Source organism: Erwinia sp. MMLR14_017, from assembly GCF_033657285.1.
GTDB lineage: Bacteria > Pseudomonadota > Gammaproteobacteria > Enterobacterales > Enterobacteriaceae > Erwinia.
Window position 1 is genome coordinate 288477 of record NZ_JAWVWP010000005.1, and the last position, 23387, is coordinate 311863.

The following is a 23387-nucleotide window of genomic DNA, read 5'->3' on the forward strand; positions in this document are numbered from 1 at the left end:
TCCTGCTGGAAGGAGCCAGAATGGCCTCATTTGTTCCGGTGTCGAGCCTGACCCGCCGCCACCTGATTTTCCCCCTCTCGCTGGTGCTGTTTGAGTTCGCGACCTATATCGCGCATGACATGATCCAGCCCGGCATGCTGCTGGTCACCAGTGAATTTAACGTTGGCCCGGAATGGGTTTCGGCTTCGCTGACGGCCTATCTGATTGGGGGCATTGTGCTGCAATGGCTGCTGGGCCCGCTTTCAGACAAGCTGGGAAGACGGCCGGTTATGCTGGCTGGCGTGGCCTTTTTCATGCTGACCTGCTTCGCTACCCACTGGGTGCAGAGCATTGAACAGTTTATCCTGCTGCGTTTTTTACAGGGGATCAGCCTCTGCTTTATCGGTGCGGTTGGCTATGCCGCCATTCAGGAAGCGTTTGATGAATCGCTGAGCGTAAAAATCATGGCGCTGATGGCCAACGTCGCGCTGCTGGCTCCGCTTGCCGGCCCGCTGGCAGGCGCCGCGTTTCTCTCTGTTGGTGAATGGCGAACCATGTTCTGGCTGTTTGGCGGCGTAACGGCGATAGCGCTGTTGGGGCTGTGGCGCACTATGCCTGAAACGTCCGGAGACCGTTCCACCTCCCTTTCGCTGAAGTCGTTAGGAAAAGGGTATTACTCCCTGTTCCGGGATCGTCAGGTGATGAGCGGCTCGCTGGCTATCGGACTGGTCACCATCCCCTGCCTGGCCTGGGTGGCCCTCTCGCCGGTGATCCTGATCCATGATGAAGGTTTGACCCGCATGGATTACGCTCTGCTACAGCTGCCGGTATTTATTGCAATGATTGCCGGTAATCTGACGTTAGGGAAACTTTCTGGCCGTATGCCGATTGAGCAGCCGCTGAAGCTGGGTGCCTGGCCGATTCTGGCAGGACTGCTGCTGGCCACGCTCTGCACCGCCATCAATCCGCACAGCTACCTGTGGCTCACTGCCGGGCTGAGTCTCTACGGCTTTGGTACCGGGCTGGTGAATGCCGGGCTTTACCGTCTGACGCTCTTCTCCAGCCAGGCGGGAAAAGGCAGCGTGGCCGCAATGTTGGGTATGGTGAGCATTGTGGTATTTGCGCTGGGCATTGAACTGGCGAAAAGCGCTTACTTCAGCGGCGGCAGCTTCTGGTTCAGCATGATTAATCTGGCGTGTGGGCTGGTATGGTTCGGACTGGTGCGGGCATTCCTGCGGGAACGTAAGCGCAGGACGTCAATAACCGCCGTGCGGTAAGTTCTGAAATCAGGGGCGGAATTCTCTGCCCCTGTTCAGGATGCCTACTTTTTCCGGTAGATATCTTTACGCTTATAAGGCTCGATATCGCCTTCTTTGCGGGTTTTCAGCAGTTTCAGGATCCAGGTGTACTGTTCCGGATTTGGCCGGACCAGGATTTCCACCTCTTCATTCATCCGGCGTGCCAGCGTCTGGTCATCCGCTTCCAGCAAATCATCCATCGGTTCACGCAAATAGACATCAAGCTGGTGAGTTTTACTGTTATATACGGGGAACAGCGGCACCACGCGCGCGCGGCAAACTTTCATCAGGCGCCCCACGGCGGGCAGTGTCGCTTTATAGGTAGCAAAGAAATCGACAAATTCGCTGTGCTCTGCGCCATGATCCTGATCCGGCAAATAGTAACCCCAGTAGCCCTGTCGCACCGAGCTGATAAAGGGCTTGATGCCGTCATTACGGGCATGCATCCGCCCGCCAAAACGGCGACGAATAGCATTCCAGATATAGTCCATCAGCGGATTGCGCTGGTTATGAAACATCGCCGCCATTTTCTGGCCTTCTGAGGCCAACACCATGGCCGGAATATCCACGGCCCAGCCATGCGGCACCAGGAAGATGACGTTCTGCCCCTGCTCCCTGATGGTGTCGATGATCGCCTTGTTATGCCAGATAATGCGGGGACGGGTATGCTCAGGGCGCATCGCCAGTTCAGCCATCATCACCATCGACTGTGGCGCAGTGGCGAACATCTCATCGATGATTTTTTCGCGCTCTGCTTCCGGCACTTCCGGCATACAGTAAAAGAGATTGATCTGCGCGCGCCTTCTGGCGCTTTTGGCAAACTTTCCGGCAAAGCGCCCCAGCGCGCCCAGCAGCGGGTCACGGATAGCAGCCGGCACCCAGGCCAGACCGGCGCAGGCACCTATCGCCAGCCAGTTTCCCCAGTACTTAGGTAACAGGAAAGACTTCTGAAAGGTGGGAATAAACTCATTGTTGCTTTTTTTACTGGTTTCCATGCACTCGCCTCAGACAATAACCGGCTAATGATAGTGTTGCCGGGCAGGATTGCAATGCCGAATCATCTCTGGTTAAAAATGAAAAAGCCGGCGGGAGATCCCGTCGGCTTTAAACTTCACGCTGCATCCGTATTATTTGAAGCGCAACTGCGGCATCACTTCACGGACTTTAGCCAGATAGGCGCTGCGATCTTTCCCGCTCAATCCTTCCATACGCGGCAGTTTTGCCGTCAGAGGATTGACCGCCTGGTTATTGATCCAGATTTCAAAGTGCAGATGCGGGCCTGTGGAGCGGCCGGTGCTGCCCGACAAGCCAATGCGCTCGCCACGTTTCACCTTCTCGCCGGGTTTTACCAGCAGTTTTTTCATGTGCATATAGCGGGTCATATACTGACGACCGTGGCGAATAGCCACGTAGTTGCCTGCGCCGCCGCTGCGTTTAGAGACAATCACTTCGCCGTCGCCGATTGCCAGCACTGGCGTACCAACTGGCAGCGCGAAATCCACCCCTTTGTGCGGTGCAATGCGCCCGGTGACCGGATTCAGACGACGTGGATTAAAGTTTGACGAAACGCGGTACTGTTTCACCGTCGGGAAGCGCATAAAGCCCTGCGCCAGACCTGCACCGGTACGGTCATAGAACTTGCCGTCTTCGGCACGAATAGCGTAGTAATCTTTGCCACCCGACTGCAGGCGGACGCCCGAGAGCTGGCTCTGCTCGCTATTACCTTCCAGCATCTCGCGGGACATCAGTACGGAAAATTTATCGCCATTGCGTAATTTGCGGAAATCCATCTGCCACTGCAGCGCTTTGATGACGGCGCTGATTTCGCCACTGCTCAGTCCCGCCTGTTTCGCGCTGTTCACGAAGCTGCCGTTGACGGTGCCGGAGAGCACGGTATCTTTCCACTCGCCTTTTTGCACTTCAGAAGAGGGTTTGAACGTGTCGCCAGAACGGTCGTAGGTGCGGGTTTCACGGCGGGAGGCTTCCCATGTAAGGCGCTGTAACTGACCATCGTCAGTGAGCGTCCAGCTCAGCTGCTGACCTACCTGCAGGTTACGCAGATCTTTGTCCACCCTGGCCAGCTGATTGATATCACCCATATCGATGCCATACTGATTAAGTACGCTGCTTAACGTATCACCTGATGAAACCACATAGTCGTGAGTACCGATCTCATTCGGCACATCCGTGTCTATCTCATCTTTTGGCAGATCGTCTTCCGGGGCAGGCGTATCCTGATCGATGGGTTCACTGGCTTCTGGCAGCAAGGTGCGTAGCTGATTTTTATCCAGCTCAATACTTTTTACAATGGGATTGGTTTCACCACCGGGATGGTAAACGTAGGGCCGCCAGACGGAGACGGCCAGAGTGATGACGGTGAGCGAACCCAACATGATGCGATGGGTTCGTGGCAATGTGTTAAATGCCATGCTGACAGCGCGGGAAATCTGCTGCACTTATTAAGTTCCTCTAGGCTCCTTTCAGGCAGCTCGCATACTGGCTCGACAGCTGTGAAAGGAATTTCACATAGCTATCTTTTGCAACAGTGATATCTATTCCCAGCGGATCCAACGTGCCTGAACGCACTTTTGTTCCTCTGGCAACAGCATCTATGACGGCAGGCCTGAACTGTGGCTCAGCAAAGACGCATACGGCCTTCTGCTCAACCAACTCTGTTCGAATTTGATGTAGTCGCTGGGCGCCGGGTTGGATCTCTGGGTTAACGGTAAAATGACCTGTAGGGGTCAAACCGAAGTGTTTCTCAAAGTAGCTGTAAGCATCGTGAAAAACGAAATACCCCTTCCCCTTCACTGGCGCAAGCTGAGACCCGATTTGCGTATCGGCTGTCGCCAATTCTGCTTCAAAATGCTGCAGGTTCGCGTCTAGTTTGTCTCTGCTTTGCGGCATAAGTTCCAATAATTTTGCGTGGATTGCAACCGCCGATTGCCTTGCTATCTCTGGGGACATCCACAAGTGCATATTGTACTCACCGTGGTGGTGAGCATGTTGATGTTCATTATGGGTTGCGCTGGCCTCATCATGATCCTCTTCATCTTCCTCCACGCCCCGGATCAGCAGGGGTTTTACCGTGGCTAATTCGGATAATTCCACTGATTTTTGTGCCGGAAGTTGCGCTACGGCTTTGGGCATAAAGGCTTCCATTTCGGGGCCAACCCAGACCACTAAATCCGCGCCCTGCAAGCGTTTGATGTCGGAGGGGCGCAGGGCGTAGTCATGTTCCGAAGCGCCATCAGGCAGCAGGACTTCTACCGGCGTGACGCCATCCGCGATAGCGGCGGCAATGAATCCCAAAGGCTTAACGGAGGCGACAACGGCAGCGTGTGCAGGGGCAGCAAGCGAAGCGCTTAAACCGAGCATGGCAATAAGAGTAAAAAGGGGCTTTTTATTATGTAACATAATGCGTCGATCCATCGTGAGAAGTTGATGGAGTGTGATATTATAACATTCTAAATCTTCTGCAAGCTGAAATGTTTATGTCTTCGTTGATTAGTCTTGAAAAAATTTCCGTAAGCTTTGGACAACGTCGTGTGCTTTCCGACGTGTCGCTGACGCTGCAGCCCGGTAAAATCCTTACGCTGCTTGGCCCAAATGGCGCCGGGAAATCGACCCTTGTGCGGGTGGTGCTGGGCTTGATCCAGCCCGATGCGGGAAAAATGGTACGCCCTGCCCAGCTTAAGATTGGCTATGTGCCGCAGAAAATCCATCTGGATGCCACCCTGCCCCTGACCGTTGAGCGGTTTATGCTGCTGCGCGGCGGCGTAAAGCGTGAAGATGTGCTGCACGCGCTGAAGCGTGTGCAGGCCGCCCAGTTGTTGAACTATCCTCTGCAAAAGTTATCCGGCGGGGAAATGCAGCGCGTGCTGCTGGCCCGTGCGTTGCTGAATCAGCCGCAGTTGCTGGTGCTGGATGAGCCAACGCAGGGTGTGGATGTAAACGGGCAGGTTGCACTGTACGACCTGATCGATCAGCTTCGTAACGAGCTTAACTGCGGGGTGCTGATGGTTTCTCACGATCTGCATCTGGTAATGGCCAAAACCGACGAAGTGCTGTGCCTGAATCAACATATCTGCTGTTCCGGTACGCCGGAAGTCGTCTCCAGGCACCCCGAATTCATCTCCATGTTTGGCCCTCGCGGAGCTGAACAGCTGGCTATTTATCGTCATCACCATAATCATCGTCACGATCTTCAGGGACGTATTGTTTTACGCAGAGGACAGGGTCCGTCATGATTGAACTGTTACTACCCGGCTGGTTTGCTGGCTTTTTACTGGCATTGGCGGCAGGTCCGCTTGGCTCATTCGTGGTCTGGCGGCGAATGTCCTATTTTGGCGATACCCTTGCCCACGCCTCCCTGCTGGGCGTAGCGTTTGGGCTGCTGCTTAACGTCAGCCCATTTTATGCGGTGATTACCGTGACGCTGCTGCTCTCTCTGCTGCTGGTCTGGCTGGAACGCAGGCCGCATCTCGCTATCGATACACTGCTGGGTATCCTGGCACACAGTGCGTTGTCGCTCGGACTGGTTGTGGTGAGCCTGATGTCCAACGTGCGGGTGGATTTAATGGCCTATCTCTTTGGCGACCTGCTTTCGGTAACGCCAGCCGATCTCTATACCATTGCTGCGGGCGTGGCTATTGTGCTGGTGGTGCTGGCGATAAACTGGCGCTCGTTGCTGTCGATGACCATCAGCCCGGAGCTGGCGCAGGTTGATGGCGTTAATATTCAGCGTACCAAGCTGGTTCTGATGCTGGTAACGGCGCTGACCATTGGCGTGGCGATGAAGTTTGTTGGCGCGCTGATTATCACCTCGCTGTTGATTATTCCCGCCGCTACCGCCCGTCGTTTTGCCCGCTCCCCGGAGCAGATGGCGGGAATGGCAGTGCTGGTCGGTATCCTGGCGGTAACGGCTGGCCTGAGCTTTTCAGCCTGGTACGATACGCCAGCGGGACCATCCGTGGTGCTTGGCGCTTCGGTGATGTTTATGCTGAGTATGATGAAGCGCCCGGCGGTTTGAATGTAGGTGGCATTGCAGGGGAGTTTTGCGTACTGACCGCTGGGGGTTAAGCGATCGGCTCAGGGAAAAGCGGGTGATTTTTGTGTACTGACCGCTGGGAGTTGAGCGATCGGCTCAGGGAACGCGGGTGATTTTTGTGTATTGACCGCTGGGGGTTAAGCGATCGGCTCGGGAAACGCGGGTGATTTTTGTGTACTGACCGCTTGGAGTTGAGCGATCGGCTCAGGGAACGCGGGTGATTTTTGTGTACTGACCGCTGGGGGTTAAGCGATCGGCTCGGGAAACGCGGGTGATTTTTGTGTACTGACCGCTTGGAGTTGAGCGATCGGCTCAGGGAGCGCGGGCTGTTCATAAAGACGCAAAAAGCATCATCCCTGACAGCTCGGCTCGCGCCGTCCATGGCGCGAGACGCTTTATTCACAGCCCGCGTTCCCTTCGCTTCACGATTGGCGTTGCCGGTGAGCTTGTTTCAGAGAGCCTGAGCGTAATCTCTTCGCTCCACGATTGGCGTTGCCAGTGAGCTTGTTTCAGAGAGCCTGAGCGTAATCTCTTCGCTTCACTATTGGCGTTGCCGGTGAGCTTGTTTCAGAGAGCCTGAGCGTAATCTCTTCGCTTCACGATTGGTGTTGCCAGTGAGCATATTTCAGAGAGCCTGAGCGTAATCTCTTCGCTTCACGATTGTCGTTGCCAGTGAGCATATTTCAGAGGCCCTGAGCATAACTCCCTTAACTTCACGATTGGCGTTGCCGGTGAGCATGTTTCAGAGAGCCTGAGCATAACTCCCTTAACTTCACTTCTGGCGTTGCCGTTAAGCCTGTTTTCAGACCACGGCTACTCTTCGCGCGCGATGCCAAAGTGTTTGTAGGCATGATTAGTAGCCATGCGGCCACGCGGCGTACGCTGAATAAAGCCCTGCTGAATAAGATAAGGCTCCAGCACGTCTTCAATGGTTTCCCGCTCTTCGCCAATAGCCGCTGCCAGGTTATCCAGCCCTACCGGTCCGCCGGTAAACTTATCGATGATCGCCAGCAGCAGCTTACGGTCCATGTAGTCAAAGCCTTCGGTGTCGACGCTGAGCATATCCAGCGCCCGCGAGGCGACCTCGCCACTCAGGCTCCCGGCGGCTTTAACTTCAGAGAAGTCACGCACGCGGCGCAGCAGACGGTTAGCAATACGCGGCGTACCGCGAGCGCGACGAGCAATTTCCAGCGCGCCCTCTTCGCTCAACGGCAGCCCCAGGCAGGCGGCGCTGCGCGAAACGATGTGCTGCAAATCTTCCACCCGATAAAACTCCAGACGCTGCACGATGCCGAAACGGTCACGCAGGGGCGAGGTTAGCGAGCCGGCGCGGGTAGTTGCGCCAATCAACGTAAAGGGCGGCAGATCGAGTTTAATGGAGCGGGCGGCGGGACCTTCACCAATCATGATATCCAGCTGATAATCTTCCATTGCCGGATAGAGCACCTCTTCCACCACCGGTGACAGGCGATGGATCTCATCGATAAACAGCACATCGTGCGGCTCAAGGTTGGTCAGCATTGCCGCCAGGTCGCCCGCTTTCTCCAGGACCGGACCCGAGGTGGTACGCAGATTAACGCCCATCTCATTCGCCACAATATTAGCGAGCGTGGTTTTCCCCAGCCCCGGCGGACCGAAAATCAGCAGGTGATCGAGAGCATCTCCGCGCATTTTAGCCGCCTCAATGAAGATCTCCATCTGCTCCCGCACCACCGGCTGACCAACATACTCCGTCAGGAGCTTAGGGCGAATGGCGCGGTCAATGACCTCTTCTTCCGTGATGGTGCCTGGTGAGACCAGGCGATCGGCTTCTATCATGCTTACCTCAAATGGCGGCGCGGAGCGCTTCGCGGATCAGCGTTTCACAGTCGGCATCCGGGCGACCCACTTTGCTGATCATCCGGCTGGCTTCCTGAGGTTTATATCCCAGCGAGACGAGGGCAGCAACGGCTTCGCTTTCCGCATCATTTCCTGCCTCCCCAGACTGCACTTCACTGGTCAGGGCGAACGGCGTATCAACCGCAAACAGGTCGCCGTGCATGCCCTTGAAGCGATCCTTCATTTCGACCACCAGACGTTCGGCCGTTTTCTTGCCAACGCCAGGCAGCTTCACCAGGGAAGCGATCTCTTCACGCTCAACGGCGGTGACAAACTGCTGGGCAGACATGCCGGAGAGAATCGCCAGCGCCAGCTTAGGACCCACGCCGTTGACTTTAATCAGCTCACGAAACAGCGCGCGTTCCTGCTTGCTGTTAAAACCAAACAGCAGCTGCGCATCTTCACGCACCACGAACTGGGTGAAGATAATGGCTTCATGATTCAGGTCAGGAAGCTCATAAAAACAGGTCATCGGCATATGCACTTCGTAGCCTACGCCGTTAGCTTCCAGTAACACCAGCGGAGGCTGTTTTTCAAGAATAAGGCCTCTGAGACGACCAATCACATTCGCTTCCTTCACAAAAAGTAGAGGGGGGATTTATACCATAAAAAAAGCTGGATGAATATCCAGCTTGTCAGGAGCGCAGACGACCACGCGCAAGGTTTAACTGCCCTTCCCCCATGCGGTTGGCATTCTGACTGACGTGGCAATGCGTGATGGCAATGGCCAGCGCATCGGCCGCATCCGCCTGCGGATTAGCAGAGAGTTTCAGCAGGGTTCGCACCATGTGCTGCACCTGGCTTTTTTCTGCGCTGCCGATGCCCACCACGGTTTGTTTTACCTGACGCGCCGCATATTCAAATACCGGCAGATCCTGGTTTACCGCTGCGACAATGGCCGCGCCCCTCGCCTGTCCCAGCTTTAATGCCGAATCGGCATTTTTCGCCATAAAGACCTGCTCAATGGCGAAAAACTCCGGCTGAAACTGGGTAATGATTTCACTGACGCCAGCGTAAATCAGCTTCAGCCGGGAGGGAAGATCGGTCACGTTAGTGCGGATACAGCCGCTGCCGAGATAGGTCAGCTGGCGGCCAACCTGACGGATAACGCCGTAGCCGGTGATGCGTGAACCAGGATCGATACCTAATATGATCGCCATTACGCCTCACCGGCCAGCAGATGTTGAGGAGACAACGCCATTACAGGGTTGCCGCCACCTCGTCGGAGATCTCACCGTTATGGTAGACTTCCTGCACGTCATCGCAATCTTCCAGCATATCGATCAGACGCAGCAGCTTAGGCGCGGTCTCTTCATCCATATCAGCTTTGGTGGAAGGGATCATGGTGACTTCAGCAGATTCCGCCTTCAGGCCAGCCGCTTCCAGCGCATCCTTCACCTGACCCAGAGATTCCCAGGCAGTGAAAACGTCAATGGTGCCGTCGTCGTAAGTCACGACATCATCTGCCCCGGCTTCCAGCGCCGCGTCCATCACCTCATCCTCGTTCAGGCCTGGCGCGAAAGTCACCACGCCTTTACGGGTAAACAGGTAGGCTACCGAGCCATCGGTACCCAGATTACCGCCGGTTTTGGTGAAAGCATGACGCACTTCAGAGACGGTACGGTTACGGTTATCACTCAGGCACTCCACCATTACAGCCGTACCGCCCGGGCCGTAGCCTTCATAGATGATGGTTTCCATGTTGCTGTCATCATCACCGCCCACGCCACGTGCAATCGCACGGTTCATGGTGTCGCGCGTCATATTGTTAGAGAGCGCTTTATCCATTGCCGCACGCAGACGAGGGTTGGAAGCCGCATCGCCGCCGCCCAGCTTGGCTGCTGTGACCAGCTCGCGAATAATTTTGGTGAAGATCTTACCGCGTTTGGCATCCTGTGCCGCTTTACGGTGTTTGGTGTTAGCCCATTTACTGTGGCCTGCCATAAATTCAATTCTCCAGAAAAGACTAAATAACAAATTCTTCAATTGCCTGGCGATTACTCCAGGACTTGGTGAGCCTGGCCGCGTCAGCCGGCGGCAGCCACTGCAGTGCAAGATGCTCGCTAAGCGTCATCTCCCACTCCGAGGGCAGCGTCAGGCTGAACCAGTGCTCGCTGTTGTGCGTGACGTCCGGCGCATAGCGATGGCGGAAGTGGGCAAAGATCTCGAATTGTATCTGACGCTGGCAGTCCACTACTGTGAGCTGCCTGGCGTTGACGTCAATTCCCAGCTCTTCGCGGACCTCCCGCACTGCGGTCTCTGCCAGCGTTTCGCCAGGCTCCTGGCTGCCGGTGACCGACTGCCAGAAGCTGGGATCGTCCCGACGCTGGAGCATCAGCACCCGCCCGGTATCGCGGGCGTGAATCACCACCAGCACCGAGACGGGATGCTTGAAAGCCATTACTCGCTCTCAGACTGCGCGTCGGCCCGGTACTTCTGCATGACCTCTATGCCCAACTCGCTCAGTGAAGCAGGGTTTGCAAAGTTTGGCGCTTCGGTCATCAGGCAGGCAGCCGCGGTGGTTTTCGGGAACGCGATAACATCACGAATGTTATCGGTGCCGGTCAGCAGCATCACCAGACGATCCAGGCCAAAGGCAAGGCCCGCGTGCGGAGGCGTGCCAAACTTCAGCGCATCCAGCAGGAAGCCGAACTTCTCACGTTGCTCCTGTTCGGTGATGCCCAGAATGCCAAACACTGTCTGCTGCATCTGACCATTGTGAATACGCACGGAGCCGCCGCCCACTTCGTAACCGTTGATCACCATATCGTAAGCGTTGGCAATCGCCGTTTCCGGCGCAGATTTCAGCTCCTCTGGCGTCATATCTTTTGGTGCGGTGAATGGGTGGTGCATAGCGGTCAGGCCGCCTTCACCATCCTCTTCAAACATCGGGAAGTCCACCACCCACAGCGGCGCCCACGCGTTGCCGTTAGTGATATCCAGATCCCGGCCCAGCTTCAGGCGCAGCGCACCCAGCGCATCCGCTACCACTTTGGCACTGTCCGCGCCGAAGAAAATGCTGTCGCCATCGGCGGCATTGGTGCGGGTCAGGATCGCTTCCACAATCTCTGCCGTCAGGAATTTGGCAACCGGACTGGTCACGCCTTCCAGACCTTTCGCACGCTCGTTGACCTTCATCCACGCCAGCCCTTTGGCGCCGTAAATCTCAACGAATTTGCCGTACTCATCAATCTGTTTACGGCTAAGCTGAGCGCCGCCCGGCACGCGCAGCGCGGCAACGCGGCCTTTGGCATCGTTGGCGGGACCAGAGAAGACCTTGAACTCCACGTCCTTAAGCAGGTCCGCAACGTCCACCAGCTCCATCGGGTTACGCAGGTCTGGTTTATCAGAGCCGTAACGGCGCATCGCCTCTGCAAAGGTCATGGTCGGGAAGTCGCCGAGATCAACGCCTTTCACCTCCTGCCACAGCTGGCGCGCCAGCTTCTCCATGATTTCACGCACCTGAGGCGCGGTCATAAAGGAGGTTTCCACGTCGATCTGGGTAAATTCAGGCTGACGATCCGCTCGCAGGTCTTCGTCACGGAAGCACTTAACGATCTGATAGTAACGATCGAAACCGGACATCATCAGCAGCTGTTTAAACAGCTGTGGAGACTGCGGCAGCGCATAGAATTTGCCTTTGTGCACGCGGCTTGGCACCAGGTAGTCACGCGCCCCTTCCGGCGTGGCTTTGGTCAGCATCGGCGTTTCAATGTCCAGGAAGCCATTATCGTCCATAAAGCGGCGGACCAGGCTGGTGATCCTGGCGCGCGTTTTCAGGCGCTGCGCCATATCGGGACGACGCAGGTCGAGATAGCGGTATTTCAGACGCGCTTCTTCGCTGTTGACCTGGTTGGAGTCCAGCGGCAGTGGCTCGGAGCGGTTGATAATGGTCAAATCGGTGGCGAAGATTTCGACTTCACCGGTGGCCATCTCGCTGTTTTTATTTTTGTCGTCACGCGCACGCACGGTGCCGGTGAGCTGAATGCAAAATTCGTTACGCAGTTCAGAGGCCAGCTTAAAGGCATCCTGACGGTCCGGATCGAAAAAGACCTGCACGATACCTTCACGGTCACGCATATCAATAAAGATCAGGCTGCCCAGGTCGCGGCGGCGGTTGACCCAACCACACAGTGTCACTTGTTGGCCTACGTGAGACAGGTTGATCTGTCCGCAATACTCAGTACGCATAACGATATCCTTTAAACTTCGCCGTCACGCGCAGCACGATCTTTCTGTATGCTGCCGCGAAAAAAGGCGGCCATTATAATGGAAAAAGCCCGGCGCGATAAGTGTTGTAACCGCATCTGGCGCCTGGTTTAGCGGCAAATTTCCTCACAATTCGCCCACTTCTCACAAAAGTTAACAAATTTCACCCCAATCCTGGATTGTTGTCGCACTTCGTCCTCCGTAATATCACATTTTCCCCCTTTTCACCGGAGAGAGTATGTTGGAATTAAATGCTGCCAAAACGGCGTTGGTATTAATTGATCTGCAGGAGGGGATTTTGCCTTTTGCTGGCGGCCCGAATACAGCCTCTGATGTGGTGGAACGCGCCGCACTGCTGGCCGAGAAGTTTCGCGCCGTGAAGGCGCCTGTGGTGCTGGTGCGTGTAGGCTGGGCAAAAGATTTTGGCGATGCGCCTAAGCAGGAAGTGGATGCCAGCCACAGCGGCCCCTTACCTGAAAACTGGTGGGTATACCCGCAAGCGCTGGGCAAGAAAGAGAGCGATATCGAAGTGACCAAGCACCAGTGGGGCGCTTTTTATGGCACAGACCTGGAATTACAGCTGCGTCGTCGCGGCATTGATACCATCGTTCTGGGCGGCATCTCCACCAATATTGGCGTGGAATCTACAGCGCGTAACGCCTGGGAACTGGGCTTCAATCTGGTGGTAGTGGAAGATATCTGCAGCGCGGGTAGCACCGAAGAGCATAACGGCAGCTTTAAGCACATTTTCCCGCGTCTGGGTCGTGTTCGCCAGTCTGCTGAGGTTATCTCCGCCCTGTAAGTCATTTCAGCCCGGCGGTTCCCCAGCCGGGTTGCACTCCCCCCGCAATTTGCTACCTTTCAGACCAGTGAACTGAACAGGAAACGCTGGATGCCTTTTTATCTTGGCTTACCGCAGTGGCAGCATCCTCAGTGGAAAAAACTGGGCATGACCACGCTTGCTGACTATGCGCAGCACTTCAACTGCGTTGAAGGCAACACCACGCTTTATGCGCTTCCGCGGCCGGAAATTGTGCAACGCTGGCGCGATATGACACATGACGATTTTCGTTTCTGCTTTAAATTTCCCGCCACCATCAGCCATCACTCCGCGCTGCGCAACTGCGGCGATCTCACGGCTGAATTTTTCACTCTGCTGGCCCCGCTGGCAGACCGTCTGGGGCAGTACTGGCTTCAGCTTCCGCATACCTTCGGTCCGGCGGATTTACCCGCACTTTGGGCGTTTCTCGACGGTTTACCCCGTGAGTTCAGCTATGGGGTCGAAGTCCGCCATCGCGATTTCTTTACCAAAGGGGAAGCGGAGCAGGCGCTGAATCGTGGTCTGCATCAGCGCGGCGTGAACCGGGTAATCCTGGATGTCCGTGGCGTGCATTCCGCCACGCCCAGTAATGAAGCGATTATTGAAGCGCAGCGAAAAAAACCGCATTTGCCCGTGCATGCCGTGATGACGGCCGATCAGCCAATGATCCGGTTTATCGGCGGTGACGATCCCGATGCCAATCTGAAATGGTTTCAGGCCTGGCTGACCAAGCTGCCGCAGTGGTGTGAACAGGGCCAGCCCTGGCTGTTTATTCACACTCCCGATATCGCCTTTGCGCCTGGTCTGGTACAGCATCTGTGGAGCGCCCTGCAACAGGCTGTGCCGCAGGTGGGTGAGGCGCCAGACTGGCCGCAGCAGGAGACCCTTTTTTAAGGGTGGACCTGAGAATATTCTTTATCTGTAGGGCTAACGCACTGACAGTCAGCTGTTTGCTCGTTATGATGGCGCCCTGGAATTACGGTACTAATGGAGTTGGGATGGTCAGCGCCCTGTATGTTGTGCTTGGAGCCCTGTTTATCATTAAGTTTTCTCTTGATGTCGTTCGCCTGCGTCGCCTCTATCGCGTGTCTCACGGGGATGGCGGATTTTATGAGCTGCAAATGGCCATCCGCATTCACGGCAATGCGATAGAATATATTCCGCTGGCGGCGTTGCTGCTGGTGGTGATGGAGATGAACGGTGCGGATATCTGGATGCTGCATCTGGTCGGGCTTTTTTTCTTCCTGGGTCGTGCCCTGCATTTCTATGGTATGCGAACCAGCACGCTGTTATGGCGCAAAAACGGTATGATCATCACGCTGCTTTCGCTGCTGGGAATGATTATCTTTAATCTGATCTATCTGCCCTGGGATCTGGTTTTGACTCTGCACTGATCGCTGGCCGGGAGGCTTTTTCGCTCGCCCGTTCAGCAACTCTGGCAGAAAGGGTGCAGCCTGCGCCGCTTTCTGCCAAAATACCGCCTTTCCGTTTTCTTCCGGACTTACCACTATGTCTAACCGCGATACGTTGTTCTCCGCGCCAATTGCCAAACTGGGTGACTGGACGTTTGACGAGCGCGTTGCTGAAGTTTTCCCCGATATGATCCAGCGCTCCGTGCCGGGTTATTCCAATATCATTTCGATGATTGGCATGCTGGCAGAACGTTTTGTGCAGCCCAACACCCAGGTTTATGACCTTGGCTGTTCATTAGGGGCCGCCACGCTCTCCGTTCGTCGCAATATTAAAGTTGGCGGCTGTAAGATCATCTCCGTGGATAACTCCCCAGCTATGGTTGAGCGTTGCCGTCGCCACATTGATGCCTTCCGTGCCGATACGCCAGTTGAGGTGATAGAGGCTGATATTCGCAATATCACGATTGAAAATGCTTCAATGGTGGTCCTGAATTTCACGCTGCAATTTCTCGAACCGGAAGAGCGTCAGCAGTTACTGAACACCATCTGGCAGGGATTGCTGCCGGGCGGCGCGCTGGTGCTCTCTGAGAAATTCAGTTTTGCCGATGCTGACGTGGGAGAACTGCTGTTTAACATGCACCACGATTTCAAGCGGGCAAACGGCTACAGCGAGTTAGAGATCAGCCAGAAGCGCAGCATGCTGGAGAACGTGATGTTGACTGACAGCGTGGAGACGCACAAGGCGCGTCTGCGCACGGCAGGTTTTGAGCATGCTGAGCTGTGGTTCCAGTGTTTTAATTTTGGCTCACTGATAGCCCTGAAAGCAGGTTCGCTCTGATGGATTTCGGTAATTTTTACCAGTTGATTGCAAAAAGCCCCCTTTCCCACTGGCTTGAGACGCTGCCCGCGCAGATAGCGACCTGGCAGCGCGAGCAGCTTCATGGTCACTTTAAAAACTGGGACCGGGCGGTAGAGTATCTTCCCGCGCTAACGCCTGAATCGCTGGATTTATTGCACAGCGTCACCGCCGATGCCACCAATCTGACCGATCGTCAGCGTGGCGGCATTGAAAAGCTGTTGCGCAATCTGATGCCGTGGCGCAAAGGCCCCTATTCGCTTTATGGCGTTAACATCGATACCGAATGGCGTTCAGACTGGAAATGGGAGCGGGTTTTACCGCACATTTCTCCGCTGGCAGGCAGGACGGTGCTGGATGTAGGCTGCGGCAGCGGTTATCACATGTGGCGGATGATTGGTGCCGGAGCGCATCTGGTGGTTGGTATCGACCCGATGCAGCTTTTCCTCTGCCAGTTCGAGGCGGTGCGGAAATTGCTGGGTAACGATCAGCGTGCTCACCTTCTGCCGCTCGGCATTGAGCAGTTGCCCGAGCTGAAAGCCTTCGATACCGTCTTCTCGATGGGCGTGTTGTACCATCGTCGCTCTCCGCTCGACCACTTGTTGCAGTTGAAAAATCAGCTGGTCAGCGGCGGGGAGTTGGTGCTGGAGACGCTGGTGATTGAGGGTGGCGAGCGTGAAGTGCTGGTGCCAGGTGAGCGCTATGCGCAGATGCGGAACGTCTATTTTATTCCTTCCACCGGTGCGCTAAAGAGCTGGCTGGAGAAGTGTGGGTTTGAAGATGTTCGCATCGCAGATTACTCCATTACCAGCACGGAAGAGCAGCGCCGTACCGATTGGATGACCAGCGAGTCGCTGGCAGAGTTCCTTGATCCCAACGACCCAGGCAAAACCGTTGAAGGCTATCCTGCTCCACTGCGGGCGGTGCTGGTCGCGCGTAAGCCGTAATTCAGGATCAAAACCTGGGCGGGTGGCAGGCGTCACCACGTAGCTCGAAGGTCAAAACCGGGTGCGGTGACAGGCGTCACCACGTAGCACGAAGGTCAAAACCGGGTGCGGTGGCAAGGCGTCACCACGTAGCACGAAGGTCAAAACCGGGTGCGGTGGCAGGCGTCACCACGTAGCACGAAGGTCAAAACCGGGTGCGGTGGCAGGCGTCACCACGTAGCACGAAGGTCAAAACCGGATGCGGTGGCAAGGCGTCACCATAGAGCACGTTATCCGAGACGTCGTGAATCCATCCCTGGAGACTTGGATGCGGCATACACTCGGCTAACGTGCTCTATGGTGCCACCCCATCAGGTTCAGCTTTGTCAGTATGTTTAGTGGTCATACAAGTCAAAAACCAAGTGTAATAGTAGGCTTTGGCTTTGGCTTTGGCTTTGGCTTTGGCTTTGGCTTTGGCTTTGGCTTTGGCTTTGGCTTTGGCTTTGGCTTTGGCAGGGAGCTTAATATTAACAGGCAACGCCGAAGCTAACGGGAAGGGAGAACGGGCTGATAAGCAAAGGCTAAGCGGCATGGACGCCGCTTCGCAGCCCCCACGTATGGGTTCACGGCGTCTTTGTGTTCAGCCCGCTCTCCCTGACCGGAGTACTGCACCCTCAGGCAACTTGCCCTTTCCTTATGTTCAGTATTGAAGCCTGGCTCTCCCTGACCAGGCCACCAACTCCGCAGGCGACACGGTCTCCCTGACCAGGCTGCAAAATCCCTATACCACTCACTACCTTTGAACTTATTTTAGCGGCGTGCAAACGCCAGCTTTGCTGCGAAGCCGATAAATACGCAGCCAGTCAAACGATCCATGACTTTCATCACCGCTGGACGGCGTAGCTGTTCGGCAAAATAGCGGGTGGAGACGATTAATATGCCGCTCCACAGCGTTCCTACGATTACGTGAATAAACGCCAGTCCCACGCTCCAAAGTGCAACCGAGCTGCCCGCAGGAATAAACTGCGGCAGGAAAGAAACATAAAACACGCCCACTTTTGGATTCAATAAATTCCCCATGAATCCCCGCATAAACATGCGGGCATAGGTGGTTCTCTCCTGACCAACATTGACCTTATCCTCAAAGTGACTACGTGGTTTAATCAACAATCCAACGCCCAGCCACAGCAGATAAGCTGCCCCTGCCAGTTTGATAATGTTATAAGCCACTTCAGAAGTCAGTAGCAGTGCGCCCAGCCCCAGCCCTACCGCGGCCCCCCATGCAAGGCAACCCGCATTAATACCCATTTCAGTCATTAATGCTTTTTTCCAACCATGCGCGGCGGAAGTACGCAGAATTAACGCTGTATCGAATCCCGGAGTGAGCGTTAACACGATGATGGCGCAAAGAAAAGTGATTAATGAAGTGTTCACAGGTGACTCCGTAACATGAAATTCACATTCTAACGGCATTGTGAAGATATTCAATCCGTGCTTCGCCCTGCGATCTGAATACTGGCGCCTTTTTTACAAAATCTCGTATTTAAACAAACCTTTTCTGGTTTTAGGGTCCACTCTTAATGAAGTACGTCATCTGTTTCATTTAACTGAAAGGAGTCCCATATGAGTAAGTTTGTCTTCTCGTCACCACGTAAATATGTCCAGGGTGCAGGTGTGATGGCCCAGCTAGGCGAGTATGTGGCAGAACTGGGTAACAACGCCTTTGTTGTGGCTGATGAAATTGTCTGGGGGCTGATTGGTAAAGATGTTGAGGCCTCGCTGAAGCAGAAAAATATTACGTTCCATTACCAGCAGTTCAACGGTGAAGCCTCCAGCAACGAAATTACCCGCCTCGCCGGTTTAGCCAGAGAGGGCGGCGCCAGTCTGGTGATTGGCCTGGGTGGCGGTAAAACGCTGGATACTGTTAAAGCTGTCGCCGACGAGCTAAAACAGCCGGTAGTGATTGTGCCTACCATCGCTTCAACCGATGCGCCTTGTAGCGCCCTTTCGGTGATCTATTCCGATACCGGCGTATTTGAAACCTATCGCTTCTACAGCAAAAACCCCGATCTGGTGCTGGTAGATACTCAGGTTTGCGCCCGCGCACCGGTACGTCTGTTCGCTTCCGGCATTGCCGATGGCCTGGCGACCTTTGTGGAAGCGCAGGCGGTGAAACGCTCGCACAGTAAATCGATGGTCAATGGCGACCCGACCATTGCCGGAATGGCCATCGCTGAAGCCTGCGAAAAAACGCTGCTTACTTACGGCTTCAGCGCTTATCAGGCTGTTGAGAAAAAAATTGTCACGCCAGCCGTTGAAGCAGTGGTGGAAGCGAATACGCTGTTATCAGGGCTGGGATTTGAAAACGCAGGGCTGGCCGCTGCGCACGCCATTCATAACGGCTTCACGGCGATTGATGGCGATATCCACCATCTGACGCACGGCGAGAAAGTTGCCTACGGCACGCTGACTCAGATGGTGCTGGAGCAGCGCCCTGATGATGAGATCGCCCGCTATATTCGTTTTTACCGCTCCATCAAGATGCCGACCACCTTACAAGAGCTGCATCTGGAAAATGAAAGCTGGGAAAACCTGGTCAAAGTGGGTGCGCTGGCGAACAGCGAAGGAGACACGTTGAAAAACCTGAACCCTAACCTCAGCGCGGAGGATATCGCCAGCGCTATTCTGGCCGTAGATGCCTTCAGCCAGACGGTGAAATGATTTAGCTGAGGCCTTAAAACCAGGGGCAGCCGGAAGATCAGGCTGTCCCTTTTACTGTCAGTGAGTCAGATCCGTTCGCCCTTGTTCTCAGCTGCTGCTGAGATCCGGTAACGTAATTTCACCCCTGCTCAAAACGGTTAGCGCCTGTTAACGCTCCCAGTACTCAAACTTGTAGGCGGCGCTGATATGGCGATTGATCTCACCTTTGGTGAAAACCTCTGTCTCCTTTGAGTAGCTTAGCGTGCAATTTCCCTGATCGTCCCACAGCTGGCATTCATCAACCGAGGTCAGGTCACTGTTGTCGGAATGGGTAACGGTCAGTAAACGCTGCTCGCGATTCTGCTTATCATAGGTCCAGCTCATTTTGCTGTTAGCAGAGCTGGAGGTCAGCAGCTGATCCTTACTGTTCCACTGATAGCGATATTCGCCGTTAGCCTGTACATCCGATCCGCGCGCCACGCTTTTCACCAGCCGCAGGCGGGAATCAAAACTGTTGGTGGTTTCGGTAAAGCCTTTTTCGCCCTTTAGTAAAAAAGCGTCGGTTGAACTGGTGATGATGCCCTTTTTACTGATGAGATAATCAATAGTTCCCTGCTTGCGGTTTACTTCAACAGGCTGCCCTTCTTTGATCACAAACACCGACATGTCATACACTGCCTGCCAGCCGGTGGTCACCCTGGCGACGCTCTGCACCATCCTCAGCATCATATTACCTTCGTTTTTGTCATAGCTGATGTCAGCCCTGAGCAGTGCACCGCAACGATCAAACTGTCCAAGAATGCGCTTCTGCTGGTTCACATCTTTGCCAAACTCCCCCACCACCACCTGTTTGATTTTTCCCTTTGCTGTGCCGCCCAGCAGCACCAGGCTGTTGCTGTCATTAATCTGCTGAGCCTGTGCCGGGCATTCCGCCGCGCTGGCATGGCCCGTTTGTAGCGCCCAAAATGCAAAACTCCCTGCAGCCAGCATGATGATTTTCATGAACAATCTCGTCAAAGAGAAAAGGAATTAAGGTAAGTGTACGAGGAATTGCTGCCTTGCGGCAGAATAAGATGAAAAAAAGCCCCACCAAAATGATGGGGCCTGGTACTTGCAAACATCACGTCTTTTACTGGCGTGCTGCGCGGCAAAAACGGCGTCAGGCGACTCTCACCGGCGAACTGAGCGACAGCGCCACCTTCATCGCTTCAACCATATCGGTATCCACGCAGGTGCGGCTGAACTCATCGGTTTCTGCTACGGAACTCATAGAGACACCGGCTTTGCGATAACGCATGGGTGAGGCAACCCGCTGGCTGGCTGAGCTGTGAACTTCACTCAAGCCAGCATCAATAAACTTTTGCAAATTGCTGAGGCGCACGCCAGCCCCAGCCATAATGATAGGACCCCGGGTCATCCGGTTTAGTTCCTTAAGCAGCGCTAATCCGCTTTCTGCGCTTTGCTGCTGACCAGAGGTGAGGATCCTCGCCACGCCCAGGTCGGTCAGCTGTTGCAGCGCCATTAATGGACTGTGGCAAAGATCGAAAGCGCGGTGAAAGGTTACCGCCATTCCTTCACACAGTGGCATGATCTGCTTCATTCTCGGCAGATCAATATGACCATCCACATCCAGTACGCCCACCACCACGCCGGGAAATCCGAGTTCCCGGATCAGGGCGATATCTGATTTTATCTCATTAAATTCACTGTTCGTGAAGCAAAAGTCGCCACCGCGTGGACGAACAATAGGATGAACGGGCAAGGTAAGAGCCGCGCGGGCCTGTTTCAGGCTACCCGCTGAGGGGGTTAACCCGCCTTCGGCAGGGGCAGCACATAACTCTACCCGATCCGCTCCTGCTTTCTCGGCAGCCAGTGCACAATCGACTCCATAGCAGCATACTTCCAGTTTTAGCATCCCATCCTCCTGTTAATGACTGCTGGCTGGTTGTGTAAATCTTTCCGGATGTTTAGTCTGAGTCCAGAACCTGAATTTAATATTAACGGGAATCACTAACATGGCATGCAATTTTAATGAACGGATCGATCGCCGTCACAGCGATAGCCTGAAATGGCAGAAATATGGTGATCAGGACATCCTGCCACTCTGGGTAGCTGACACAGATTTTCGTTCACCGGACTGTATTATTGATGCACTTAAGCAGCGTGTGGAGCATGGGGTTTTTGGCTACGGAAAGCCCCCGGCAGAGTTAACGGAAGTGATTATTGCCCGTCTTGCTGAACGGTATCAGTGGGCGGTTCAACCTGACTGGCTGGTATTTTTACCCGGCATCGTCAGCGGACTGAACCTGGCCGTGCGCGCATTTACTGAAACGCATCAGGGTACCCTTGCCCCAACGCCCATTTATCCCCCTTTCCGTTCCGCATCCGCACTCGCTGAACGCACGCAGCTGAATGCGCAGATGCGGTTAGAGGAAAATCGCTGGGTGATGGATCTCGCGGCGCTTGAGCCACAAATGAGTGGAAACGAAAAGCTGTTGATGCTGTGTAACCCGCACAATCCGGGTGGAACGGTCTATCGTCGGGATGAGCTTGAAGCACAGCTGCGCTTTGCTAAACGGCATAATTTGATTGTCTGCTCCGATGAGATCCACTGCGATCTGCTGCTGGAGCCTGGTGTCAGGCATATTCCTTTTGCCAGCCTGAGCGAGGACGCCGCGCAACGCTCAGTGACCCTGATGTCGCCTTCTAAAACGTTTAATATTGCCGGTCTGGGCGCTTCTCTGGCGATTATTCCCAATCCTGAACTGCGCAAACGCTTTACCCAACAGCGCCGGGGGATCGTACCTGACGTTGATATTCTGGCCTATGTCGCCGCCACGGCAGCCTGGCGGGACGGCCAGCCGTGGCTGGAGGAAAAACTGGCTTACCTGCGTGAAAACCGTGACCTTATCACCCGCCGCGTCAATGCGATGCCCGGCCTGTCGCTGGTTGCGCCAGAGGCTACCTATCTCGCGTGGATTGATGCCAGCCAGCTTAAGGTCGCCAGCCCGGCGCAGTTCTTTGAACGGCATGGACTGGGTTTCTCGCCAGGGCGTGACTTTGGCGATGACGGTTTTATCCGCTTCAATTTTGGTTGTCCACGCGCGCTGGTGGAGGAAGCTTTAAAACGGATGGAGAACGCTATAAAAGCGCTCCCTCGCCAGAACACCCTATAGTTCGCTGCCGACAATCTCTTTCAGGCTCCAGGGATGGAACTTGATCGTCACGATGCCATCGGTGATGGCCAGGGTAGGATTAGGAAGCCGCTCCCCTGCGCCCTTTGGGGCACTGCTTTTGATGGAGATACCCTGCTGAGTCAGCCCGCTGTCCGAGCAAAGCGCCAGCGCCCGGCTGCCTAATTGCTCCACATCTCCCCGTAAAACCACTTCTATATGTTCCCAACCTTCGTGGAGATAGAGGCGGTTACCTGGCCAGGGTAGTTCAACTACGCTTATCTCCCACGGCCCCACGCTTAACGGCGACTCCAGTTCAAAAAGGCACACAGGACGGCCATTGATCTCTTTTTCAGAAAGCAGGACGCCATGCTGCAAAAAGCCGGTTTTCCAGCGCTCTGCGGTGGTGTTCTGATGACAACGCACCGCAATATGATCGACCTCCAACTGCGTCAGCACCAGCCCCAGGCGATCCGCTAAATCGTAAAGAGAGTGTAAAAAACGGGGTAAATCATTAGCCAGATCGTTTAATTCTTCTGCATTCTTGCCTGCAAACAGCGTCATTTGCTTACCTTACTGTAGTTTTTCTTAACATTCATTTTCTGCCATGCCCGATTACCGGACCAGCGTAACTGATGATTACGCCACAATTCATTAAGAACCTGCTCTTTTAAGACGATATTTAAATCAAATTTCCAGTTTAAGCTGGTTCAGAGCCACGCTAATATTTAGAAAGTGCCCTTTAACTTTTTGTTTTAGTTTAGTTAAATTTATACAATGCGACTATTCTTAAATCCCGTACGACCCGTTGTAGGTTATTCTGCATCCTTATAGATTTGTTCTGACCCTCACATCAAGGAAAAGCAAAATGCTTATGTTAATTTTAGTTGCAGTGCTGATTGCAATGATGGGGTTTGCGCTGGTCCGCCACTGGAAGGTACTTAACGATAAAACTACCGTTGCGAGTCCCCATCGCCCCCATCGTGCAGCCCGTCGCCGTTAAAAACTCTGGCGGGAAACAGAGCCCGTTTCCCGCCGCCCTCGCCAGACGTTCTCAGGTTCCTGGATAACTCTGCCTGAAATGCA

Annotated in this window: 25 protein-coding genes; 11 read left to right on the forward strand and 14 right to left on the reverse strand. The window is 54.6% G+C overall.

Annotated elements, in window-relative coordinates; all coding sequences use genetic code 11:
- The first annotated feature begins 20 nt into the window (after positions 1 to 20).
- A complete protein-coding gene (locus tag SD961_RS11015) occupies positions 21 to 1256 on the forward strand; it encodes an MFS transporter (RefSeq protein WP_318790409.1) in 1236 nt (411 codons plus the stop codon).
- Positions 1257 to 1300: 44 nt separating this feature from the next.
- On the opposite strand, the gene lpxM is transcribed toward SD961_RS11015, so the two are convergent.
- The 3 genes from lpxM to znuA all read right to left on the reverse strand — a co-directional run bounded on the left by lpxM (position 1301) and on the right by znuA (position 4694).
- Positions 1301 to 2272 carry a lauroyl-Kdo(2)-lipid IV(A) myristoyltransferase gene (lpxM, locus tag SD961_RS11020; protein WP_318790410.1) on the reverse strand — a complete coding sequence of 324 codons (972 nt, stop codon included), beginning with the start codon at positions 2270 to 2272 and terminating at the stop codon, positions 1301 to 1303.
- Positions 2273 to 2404: 132 nt separating this feature from the next.
- Positions 2405 to 3733, reverse strand: a complete 1329-nt coding sequence (gene mepM, locus SD961_RS11025; protein WP_318790411.1) for a murein DD-endopeptidase MepM — start codon at positions 3731 to 3733, stop codon at positions 2405 to 2407.
- Between the two features lie 13 nt (positions 3734 to 3746).
- Positions 3747 to 4694: a zinc ABC transporter substrate-binding protein ZnuA gene (znuA, locus tag SD961_RS11030; RefSeq protein ID WP_318790412.1), complete on the reverse strand. Its 948-nt coding sequence runs from the start codon at positions 4692 to 4694 to the stop codon at positions 3747 to 3749.
- Positions 4695 to 4771: 77 nt separating this feature from the next.
- Between znuA and znuC the strand changes: the two genes are divergently transcribed.
- Both znuC and znuB read left to right on the forward strand, forming a co-directional pair.
- Entirely contained in the window at positions 4772 to 5527 is a 756-nt protein-coding gene (znuC, locus tag SD961_RS11035) for a zinc ABC transporter ATP-binding protein ZnuC (RefSeq protein ID WP_318790413.1), read from the forward strand.
- Positions 5524 to 6309 carry a zinc ABC transporter permease subunit ZnuB gene (znuB, locus tag SD961_RS11040; RefSeq protein WP_318790414.1) on the forward strand — a complete coding sequence of 262 codons (786 nt, stop codon included), beginning with the start codon at positions 5524 to 5526 and terminating at the stop codon, positions 6307 to 6309. Before znuC ends, znuB begins: the two co-directional genes overlap by 4 nt.
- Positions 6310 to 7140: 831 nt before the next feature.
- On the opposite strand, the gene ruvB is transcribed toward znuB, so the two are convergent.
- The 6 genes from ruvB to aspS all read right to left on the reverse strand — a co-directional run bounded on the left by ruvB (position 7141) and on the right by aspS (position 12396).
- On the reverse strand, positions 7141 to 8145 hold the full coding sequence (gene ruvB, locus SD961_RS11045; protein ID WP_306205866.1) for a Holliday junction branch migration DNA helicase RuvB: 1005 nt from the start codon (positions 8143 to 8145) through the stop codon (positions 7141 to 7143).
- Between the two features lie 7 nt (positions 8146 to 8152).
- The gene (ruvA, locus tag SD961_RS11050; protein WP_318790415.1) at positions 8153 to 8770 is read right to left on the reverse strand and encodes a Holliday junction branch migration protein RuvA; all 618 of its coding nucleotides are present in this window, start codon (positions 8768 to 8770) and stop codon (positions 8153 to 8155) included.
- 70 nt (positions 8771 to 8840) lie between these two features.
- Positions 8841 to 9365 carry a crossover junction endodeoxyribonuclease RuvC gene (gene ruvC / locus SD961_RS11055; RefSeq protein WP_318790416.1) on the reverse strand — a complete coding sequence of 175 codons (525 nt, stop codon included), beginning with the start codon at positions 9363 to 9365 and terminating at the stop codon, positions 8841 to 8843.
- 40 nt (positions 9366 to 9405) lie between these two features.
- On the reverse strand, positions 9406 to 10149 hold the full coding sequence (locus tag SD961_RS11060; protein WP_318790417.1) for a YebC/PmpR family DNA-binding transcriptional regulator: 744 nt from the start codon (positions 10147 to 10149) through the stop codon (positions 9406 to 9408).
- Positions 10150 to 10171: 22 nt separating this feature from the next.
- Entirely contained in the window at positions 10172 to 10606 is a 435-nt protein-coding gene (nudB, locus tag SD961_RS11065; RefSeq protein ID WP_318790418.1) for a dihydroneopterin triphosphate diphosphatase, read from the reverse strand.
- A complete protein-coding gene (gene aspS / locus SD961_RS11070; RefSeq protein ID WP_318790419.1) occupies positions 10606 to 12396 on the reverse strand; it encodes an aspartate--tRNA ligase in 1791 nt (596 codons plus the stop codon). The genes nudB and aspS overlap by 1 nt, the downstream gene beginning before the upstream one ends.
- 256 nt (positions 12397 to 12652) lie before the next feature.
- Here aspS and SD961_RS11075 point away from each other — a divergent pair, with 256 nt between their 5' ends.
- The 5 genes from SD961_RS11075 (at position 12653) to cmoB (ending at position 16449) form a co-directional block, all read left to right on the forward strand.
- Entirely contained in the window at positions 12653 to 13216 is a 564-nt protein-coding gene (locus SD961_RS11075; protein ID WP_318790420.1) for a hydrolase, read from the forward strand.
- A gap of 90 nt (positions 13217 to 13306) precedes the next feature.
- Positions 13307 to 14128: a DUF72 domain-containing protein gene (locus tag SD961_RS11080; RefSeq protein ID WP_318790421.1), complete on the forward strand. Its 822-nt coding sequence runs from the start codon at positions 13307 to 13309 to the stop codon at positions 14126 to 14128.
- Positions 14129 to 14232: 104 nt separating this feature from the next.
- Positions 14233 to 14628 carry an MAPEG family protein gene (locus SD961_RS11085; protein ID WP_318790422.1) on the forward strand — a complete coding sequence of 132 codons (396 nt, stop codon included), beginning with the start codon at positions 14233 to 14235 and terminating at the stop codon, positions 14626 to 14628.
- A gap of 115 nt (positions 14629 to 14743) precedes the next feature.
- Positions 14744 to 15484, forward strand: coding sequence for a carboxy-S-adenosyl-L-methionine synthase CmoA (gene cmoA, locus SD961_RS11090; protein ID WP_318790423.1), 741 nt, complete (start codon positions 14744 to 14746; stop codon positions 15482 to 15484).
- Entirely contained in the window at positions 15481 to 16449 is a 969-nt protein-coding gene (cmoB, locus tag SD961_RS11095) for a tRNA 5-methoxyuridine(34)/uridine 5-oxyacetic acid(34) synthase CmoB (RefSeq protein WP_318790492.1), read from the forward strand. The genes cmoA and cmoB overlap by 4 nt, the downstream gene beginning before the upstream one ends.
- A gap of 334 nt (positions 16450 to 16783) precedes the next feature.
- Here the strand turns inward: cmoB and SD961_RS11100 are convergent, their stop codons facing one another.
- Entirely contained in the window at positions 16784 to 17020 is a 237-nt protein-coding gene (locus tag SD961_RS11100; RefSeq protein ID WP_318790424.1) for a hypothetical protein, read from the reverse strand.
- Between the two features lie 218 nt (positions 17021 to 17238).
- Complete coding sequence (locus tag SD961_RS11105; RefSeq protein ID WP_318790425.1) at positions 17239 to 17862, reverse strand: LysE family translocator; 624 nt, start codon at positions 17860 to 17862, stop codon at positions 17239 to 17241.
- Between the two features lie 189 nt (positions 17863 to 18051).
- Here SD961_RS11105 and SD961_RS11110 point away from each other — a divergent pair, with 189 nt between their 5' ends.
- Positions 18052 to 19149, forward strand: coding sequence for a glycerol dehydrogenase (locus tag SD961_RS11110; protein WP_318790426.1), 1098 nt, complete (start codon positions 18052 to 18054; stop codon positions 19147 to 19149).
- Between the two features lie 147 nt (positions 19150 to 19296).
- On the opposite strand, the gene SD961_RS11115 is transcribed toward SD961_RS11110, so the two are convergent.
- Positions 19297 to 20130: a hypothetical protein gene (locus SD961_RS11115; RefSeq protein WP_318790427.1), complete on the reverse strand. Its 834-nt coding sequence runs from the start codon at positions 20128 to 20130 to the stop codon at positions 19297 to 19299.
- 157 nt (positions 20131 to 20287) lie between these two features.
- Complete coding sequence (cutC, locus tag SD961_RS11120; RefSeq protein ID WP_318790428.1) at positions 20288 to 21043, reverse strand: copper homeostasis protein CutC; 756 nt, start codon at positions 21041 to 21043, stop codon at positions 20288 to 20290.
- 100 nt (positions 21044 to 21143) lie between these two features.
- On the opposite strand from cutC, the gene SD961_RS11125 reads away from it, so the two are divergent.
- Positions 21144 to 22304, forward strand: coding sequence for a PatB family C-S lyase (locus tag SD961_RS11125; RefSeq protein WP_318790429.1), 1161 nt, complete (start codon positions 21144 to 21146; stop codon positions 22302 to 22304).
- On the opposite strand, the gene SD961_RS11130 is transcribed toward SD961_RS11125, so the two are convergent.
- A complete protein-coding gene (locus tag SD961_RS11130; RefSeq protein ID WP_412916675.1) occupies positions 22299 to 22865 on the reverse strand; it encodes a VOC family protein in 567 nt (188 codons plus the stop codon). The genes SD961_RS11125 and SD961_RS11130 overlap by 6 nt on opposite strands.
- Before the next feature lie 304 nt (positions 22866 to 23169).
- Here SD961_RS11130 and SD961_RS11135 point away from each other — a divergent pair, with 304 nt between their 5' ends.
- Complete coding sequence (locus SD961_RS11135) at positions 23170 to 23304, forward strand: hypothetical protein (RefSeq protein WP_318790430.1); 135 nt, start codon at positions 23170 to 23172, stop codon at positions 23302 to 23304.
- Positions 23305 to 23387 lie beyond the last annotated feature (83 nt).